Genomic DNA, 6000 nt, shown 5'->3' with positions numbered 1-6000 from the left:
CAAAAGGAGAACGTATGGAATGTTACAACTTAACATTAGTTGGATATGCTCCATATGATAATCCAGAAGTAGCATTTTCTGTAGTAGTCCCATGGCTTCATGATGATAAAAATGGAATTAATTCTATAATTGGAAAGGAAATTTTAGATGTATACTTTGATTTAAAAAAGCAACGTATACATGGTGAAGCTGCTAGTACAGATAGTTCGAATCAAAATTAGTAAAATTTGTGCACTTTTCTCAGGGGAAGAGACCCTGTTTATATAAAAGCCTTTATAAGTTAAAGAAAAAGGGAAATTTGAAATAAGAGATAGCGGCTATCATAGTTGCTATCTCTTACTTTTGTTAATATATTGGCTACTAGTTAAAAAGGTTTTAAATTTATGGAACAAACTTGTTTCTTAGATGGTCTATTATGTGTACGTATAAAAACAGGTTTTCAAATAGGATACAGTGTATTGAATTTACTACTTGTTTTCAGTATTGAAAATTTGAAAGGAATGATGATTTTGAAAAACAAGAGGATGCTAAAAATAGGTTTATGTGTTGGTATATTAGGTTTAAGTCTTACAAGCCTAGAAGCTTTTACAGGAGGGGCATTGCAAGTTGAAGCGAAAGAAAAGACCGGACCAGTTAAACATAAAAATCATGCGACGTATAAAGAATTCTCTCAACTTGAGAAAAAATTTGATGCTCGATTAGGTGTGTATGCTATTGATACTGGTACAAATCGAACAATTGCTTATCGACCTAACGAAAGATTTGCCTTTGCATCAACCTACAAGGCATTAGCGGCAGGAGTATTGCTACAGCAAAACTCAATTGATAAATTAAATGAAGTTATCACTTATACGAAAGACGACTTAGTTGAATATTCACCCATTACAGAGAAACATGTAGATACAGGCATGAAACTTGGGGAAATTGCAGAGGCGGCTGTTCGTTCCAGTGATAATACCGCCGGGAACATTTTATTTAATAAAATAGGCGGACCTAAAGGATATGAAAAAGCACTTAGACAGATGGGTGATCGGGTTACTATGGCTGATCGCTTTGAGCCAGAGTTAAACGAAGCTACTCCAGGAGACGTTCGTGACACTAGTACAGCGAAAGCAATTGCTACGAATCTGAAAGCTTTAACGGTCGGAAATGCGCTTCCAGCTCATAAACGTAACATTCTTACAGAGTGGATGAAAGGAAATGCTACAGGAGACAAACTTATTCGTGCAGGCGTACCAACTGACTGGATAGTTGGAGATAAATCAGGAGCTGGAAGTTATGGGACACGCAATGATATTGCTATCGTTTGGCCGCCAAATAGAGCACCCATTATCATCGCAATTTTATCTAGTAAAGATGAAAAAGAGGCTGCCTATGATAATCAACTAATTGCAGAGGCAACTGAAGTGATAGTTAAGGCTCTTAAATGATAATTTCTCAATTCTTTATGTAATGTAATTGAAAATAGGAACCTAGAAAGCGATTCTTTTTACTGTGAAAAGAATCGCTTTTTTGTATTCCTATAATAATAGTAAGTATATAAGCAAAAATTATTATTTCATGGATAATTTATCCTCTAAAGTGCATGAGGGGAGTTTTCTCCTGTGGTGTTCGTAGTAACATGATTATTATATATACGATAATAATATTTTGGCGTATGTATGCTAGTTACTCCTATATGGATATGTAATTTTACATATCCATATAAAAGACACATATGTGTCAATCACTATTAAATTATATTAAAATCATTTTTGGGTGAGGGATTCATATAGGATTTGGGGAATAAAAGGATTTTTATGATTAATTATCATAGTATAATTATTTCACTTTATGAAATGAAATTTGGATTTAACTTTTTTAAATATAATATTTTATAATTTGAATAATAAATATCTGAAAAATCAAATTTAATCAAAGCGATTTTCTGGTTTACTTATGAAAAACATAGTGTTTAAAATGAGGGGGAAGTAAGGTCCTTATATTCTATCAAAAATAAATAAAAAACGAGATGTAATTACTTTTTTGAAAAAATCTCTATCCTCAAGTATATGTGAAGAAATCCTAACGTTAGGTTGTACAAAATTTACGATTAAAACTGTAAAAAACAATAGTGAAGAGGTGTACGGAATGAAGAATAAAATTATGACAGGATTTTTAATAACATCAATCGTTACTGGAGCGACTATTCCTATCAATACTCTCGCAACGCCAATCGTTCAGGCAGAAACGAAACAAGAAAATATAAATATTTCCTCAGCATTACGAAAAATAGGTGCACACTCCAAATTAACACAAACCTTTATAGATGGAGCCTTAGCAAGTCCGAATGTGCAACTTGAAGAAGTTCCATCTTTAAATACAACTCAATTTCTAATTAAACAAGATATGAAAGAGTGGTCATCAGAACTATATCCAAAATTAATTCTACTAAATTCAAAAAGTAAAGGATTTGCAACCAAATTTAATAGCTATTATCCAACATTAAAAGGATTTGTAGATAATAAGGAAGATAAAGAAGGGTTTATAGATAGACTGGAAGTTCTTCAAGATATGACTATAACAAACCAAGAAAACGTGCAACGTCAGATTAATGAGTTAACAGATCTTAAACTACAGGTAGATAAGAAACTGAAAAATCTTGATACAGATGTGGTAAAAGCACAGAGTGTACTTAGTTCAGAGGGAACAGGAAAAATAGACAAGTTAAAAAATGAAATGCTAAATACAAAAAAATCAATTCAAAATGATTTAGAGCAAATAGCATTATTACCAGGAGCTTTAAATGAACAAGGGCTAAAGGTATTCCAAGAAATTTATAGCCTATCAAAAGATATCATTGAACCGGCTGCTCAAACAGCGGTAGTAGCGTATAGCAAAGGAAAAGAAATAAACAATGCTATTGTAGAAGCAGAGAAGAAAGCAGAGCAAGAAGCAACAGAAAAAGGAAAATCAGCTATAGAAATTGAAGCTGCCAAAAAAGAAGTACGTGAAGCGATAGAGAAAAGTAAAAAAGGTGAAATTGCTGCAGCTGCAGTTACAAAAACGAAAGAGTATGATCTTATGAAAGTGATTGATCCTGAAAAAATTAAAAAAACATATAGTACCTTTGCCGAAATTAATAAACTAACAGCAGAGCAACGAGCGCATTTAGATGATCTAGAGAAACAAAATCAAAAATTATATGACTTAACAACTAAATTAACAGTAGCAGATTTACAAAAATCAATGATTCTTTTCATGCAAAATGATTTGCATACATTTGCTAATCAAGTAGATGGAGAAATTGAGCTAATGAAACGTTATAAAGAGGATTTGAATCTAATAAATAATAGTATTACAAAATTATTGACTGAAGTTGATACTAGTAACACTCAGTCTCAAAAAGATACATTAAGACGACTAAAAAATGTAACAAATCAACTCGAAGAACAAGTTTATAAATTTTAATATTAAGAAATAAGGTTTAACGAAAAAATTATAACGCAACTGAAAATAAGGAGGAGAATCAAAAAATGAAATTTCCACTTAAGGTCATAACTTTGGCCACTTTAGCAACGGTTATAACTGCTACGAATGGTAGTACTATTCACGCACTTGCACAAGAACAGACAGCACAAGAACAGAAAATAGAAAATTATACGTTAGGACCTGAAGGATTAAAGAAAGTGTTGGCTGAAACAGGCTCTCATATTCTTGTAATGGATTTGTACGCAAAAACAATGATTAAGCAACCGAATGTAAATTTATCCAACATTGATTTAGGTTCAGGAGGGGGAGAATTAATCAAAAACATTCACCTGAATCAGGAACTGTCACGAATCAATGCAAATTACTGGCTAGATACAGCGAAGCCAAACATTCAAAAGACAGCACGTAATATTGTAAATTATGATGAACAATTTCAAAATTATTACGACACACTAGTAAATACTGTAAAAAAGAAAGATAAGGCGGGCCTCAAAGAAGGAATAGGGGATTTAATCGGTACAATTCATACAAATTCAAATGAAGTTACGGAAGTTATTAAGATGTTAGAAGCTTTCAAAACAAAGTTGTATACAAATACTGTAGATTTTAAAAATAATGTTGGAGGTCCAGATGGACAAGGGGGATTAACGGCTATATTAGCGGGAAAACAAGCACTAGTCCCACAACTTCAGGCCGAAATTGAGAATTTACGTTCTACGCAGAAAGCACATTTTGATAATGTATTAGCCTGGTCAATTGGTGGTGGATTAGGAGCAGCTATTTTAGTTATTGGAACGATTGCAGGAGCGGTAGTAATTGTTGTGACCGGTGGCACAGCGACACCAGCTGTTGTTGGTGGTCTAACAGCTCTAGGGGCAGCTGGTATCGGTTTAGGAACAGCAGCTGGTGTTGCGGCATCTAATCATATGAACTCCTATAACGAAATTTCTAATAAAATTGGAGAATTAAGTATGAAAGCCGATCTTGCTAACCAAGCAGTTATTTCACTTACTAATACAAAAGACACATTGACATATTTGTATCAGACAGTGGATCAAGCAATCATGTCTCTAACGAATATTCAGCAACAATGGAATACGATGGGAGCGAATTATAAAGATTTATATGATAATATCGACCAAATGCAAGAACATAAACTTTCTTTAATACCTGATGATTTAAAAGCTGCTAAACAAAGTTGGAATGATATTCATAAGGATGCAGAATTCATTTCAAAAGACATTGCTTTTAAACAAGAAAAAACAAATTAAAAATCAATATATATGTATAGGAGGAATTAAAATGAATAAAAACTTTCCTTATAAACTACTTGCTGTATCGACGTTTTTAACTCTGACAACAACTACTGTAGTTTCTCCAGTGGCAGCCTTCGCAAGTGAAAGTAAAATGGAACAAACTAGTACCGAAGATATATCTCTTTCTGTAAACAGCGAAAAGATGAAAAAAGCTTTGCAAGATGCTGGGGTATTTGCAAAATCCATGAATGATTACTCTTATTTGTTAATTAAAAACCCAGATGTTAACTTTGAAGGAATTGACATTAAAGGATATACAAATCTACCTAGTCAAATTCTACAAGATCAAAAGAATGCAAGAGAGCATGCTACTAAATGGGATACGCACATAAAAAGACAACTTTTAGATACGTTGACGGGTATTGTGGAGTATGATACCAAGTTTGACAATTATTACGATACACTAGTAGAAGCCATTGATGAAGGAGATGGAGATACATTAAAAGAAGGAATTACAGATTTACAAGAAGAGATTCAACAAAACCAAGCGTATACACAGAATTTAATACAAGAATTAGCTAAGTTAAGAGATAGTATTGGAGAAGATGTCCGAGCATTTGCAGGTCATAAAGATATTTTGCATTCGATTCTGAAAAACCAAGCATCTGGAATTGATGAAGATGAAAAGCGCCTAAATGAAGTTTTAGAGCAAGTAAGACATTTTAAACAAGTAGAATCAGATGGAATAATAACTGTATCAATTCCCTCAATTCCTACGTGGATTGCTGGTGGTGTAATGATAGGGGTAGCAAGAAATAATTTAGGTACGTTAGAGCCGTTGTTAGCACAATTACGTCAGACTATAGATTATAAAGTAACATTAAATCGTGTAGTCGGTGTTGCGTATAATAACATTAATGAAATGCACAATGCAATTGGGTCGGCTATTAATGCTCTTACTTATATGTCTGCACAATGGCATGATTTAGATTCTCAATATTCAGGAGTACTTAGTCATATTGACAAAGCGTCCCAAAAAGCGGATCAAAATAAATTCAAATTCCTAAAACCTAATTTGAATGCAGCGAAAGATAGTTGGAAAACATTGAGCGCGGATGCGTTTACATTAAAAGAAGGGATAAAAACATTAAAAATGGATCCTGTTTCTTCAAAAAAATAGCGGAATACGGTATTTGTTGCAAGGGCATTTATACAGCTATAAAATGATTTTTTGTTCTTTATAAATTGAAAAGACGGAGGTATAATCAGGCCT

At 33.1% G+C, this 6000-nt stretch carries 4 protein-coding genes and 2 pseudogenes; 5 read left to right on the top strand and 1 reads right to left on the bottom strand.

Annotated elements, in window-relative coordinates:
- Both MR155_RS20565 and bla read left to right on the top strand, forming a co-directional pair.
- A pseudogene (locus MR155_RS20565) lies at nt 1-221 on the top strand (penicillin-binding protein); the annotation flags it as partial.
- Between the two features lie 282 nt (nt 222-503).
- A complete protein-coding gene (bla, locus tag MR155_RS20560; protein WP_396027174.1) occupies nt 504-1430 on the top strand; it encodes a class A beta-lactamase Bla1 in 927 nt (308 codons plus the stop codon).
- A 7-nt stretch (nt 1431-1437) separates the two neighbouring features.
- On the opposite strand, the pseudogene MR155_RS20555 reads toward bla, so the two are convergent.
- Nucleotides 1438-1527 (bottom strand): annotated as a pseudogene (locus MR155_RS20555) (undecaprenyl-diphosphatase); the annotation flags it as partial.
- A gap of 603 nt (nt 1528-2130) precedes the next feature.
- On the opposite strand from MR155_RS20555, the gene hblC reads away from it, so the two are divergent.
- The 3 genes from hblC (at nt 2131) to hblA (ending at nt 5907) form a co-directional block, all read left to right on the top strand.
- Nucleotides 2131-3450, top strand: a complete 1320-nt coding sequence (hblC, locus tag MR155_RS20550) for a hemolysin BL lytic component L2 (protein ID WP_242310954.1) — start codon at nt 2131-2133, stop codon at nt 3448-3450.
- 65 nt (nt 3451-3515) lie between these two features.
- Nucleotides 3516-4742 (top strand): hemolysin BL lytic component L1, encoded by a 1227-nt coding sequence (hblD, locus tag MR155_RS20545; RefSeq protein ID WP_242310953.1) that lies wholly within the window; start codon nt 3516-3518, stop codon nt 4740-4742.
- 31 nt (nt 4743-4773) lie between these two features.
- Nucleotides 4774-5907 carry a hemolysin BL binding component B gene (hblA, locus tag MR155_RS20540; protein ID WP_113936483.1) on the top strand — a complete coding sequence of 378 codons (1134 nt, stop codon included), beginning with the start codon at nt 4774-4776 and terminating at the stop codon, nt 5905-5907.
- The last annotated feature ends 93 nt before the right edge of the window (nt 5908-6000 follow it).

This window comes from Bacillus cereus group sp. BfR-BA-01331, from assembly GCF_022663915.1.
GTDB lineage: Bacteria > Bacillota > Bacilli > Bacillales > Bacillaceae_G > Bacillus_A > Bacillus_A mycoides.
The sequence above is the reverse complement of the archived record's forward strand: the minus strand, read 5'-3'. Positions and strand labels throughout refer to the sequence as shown.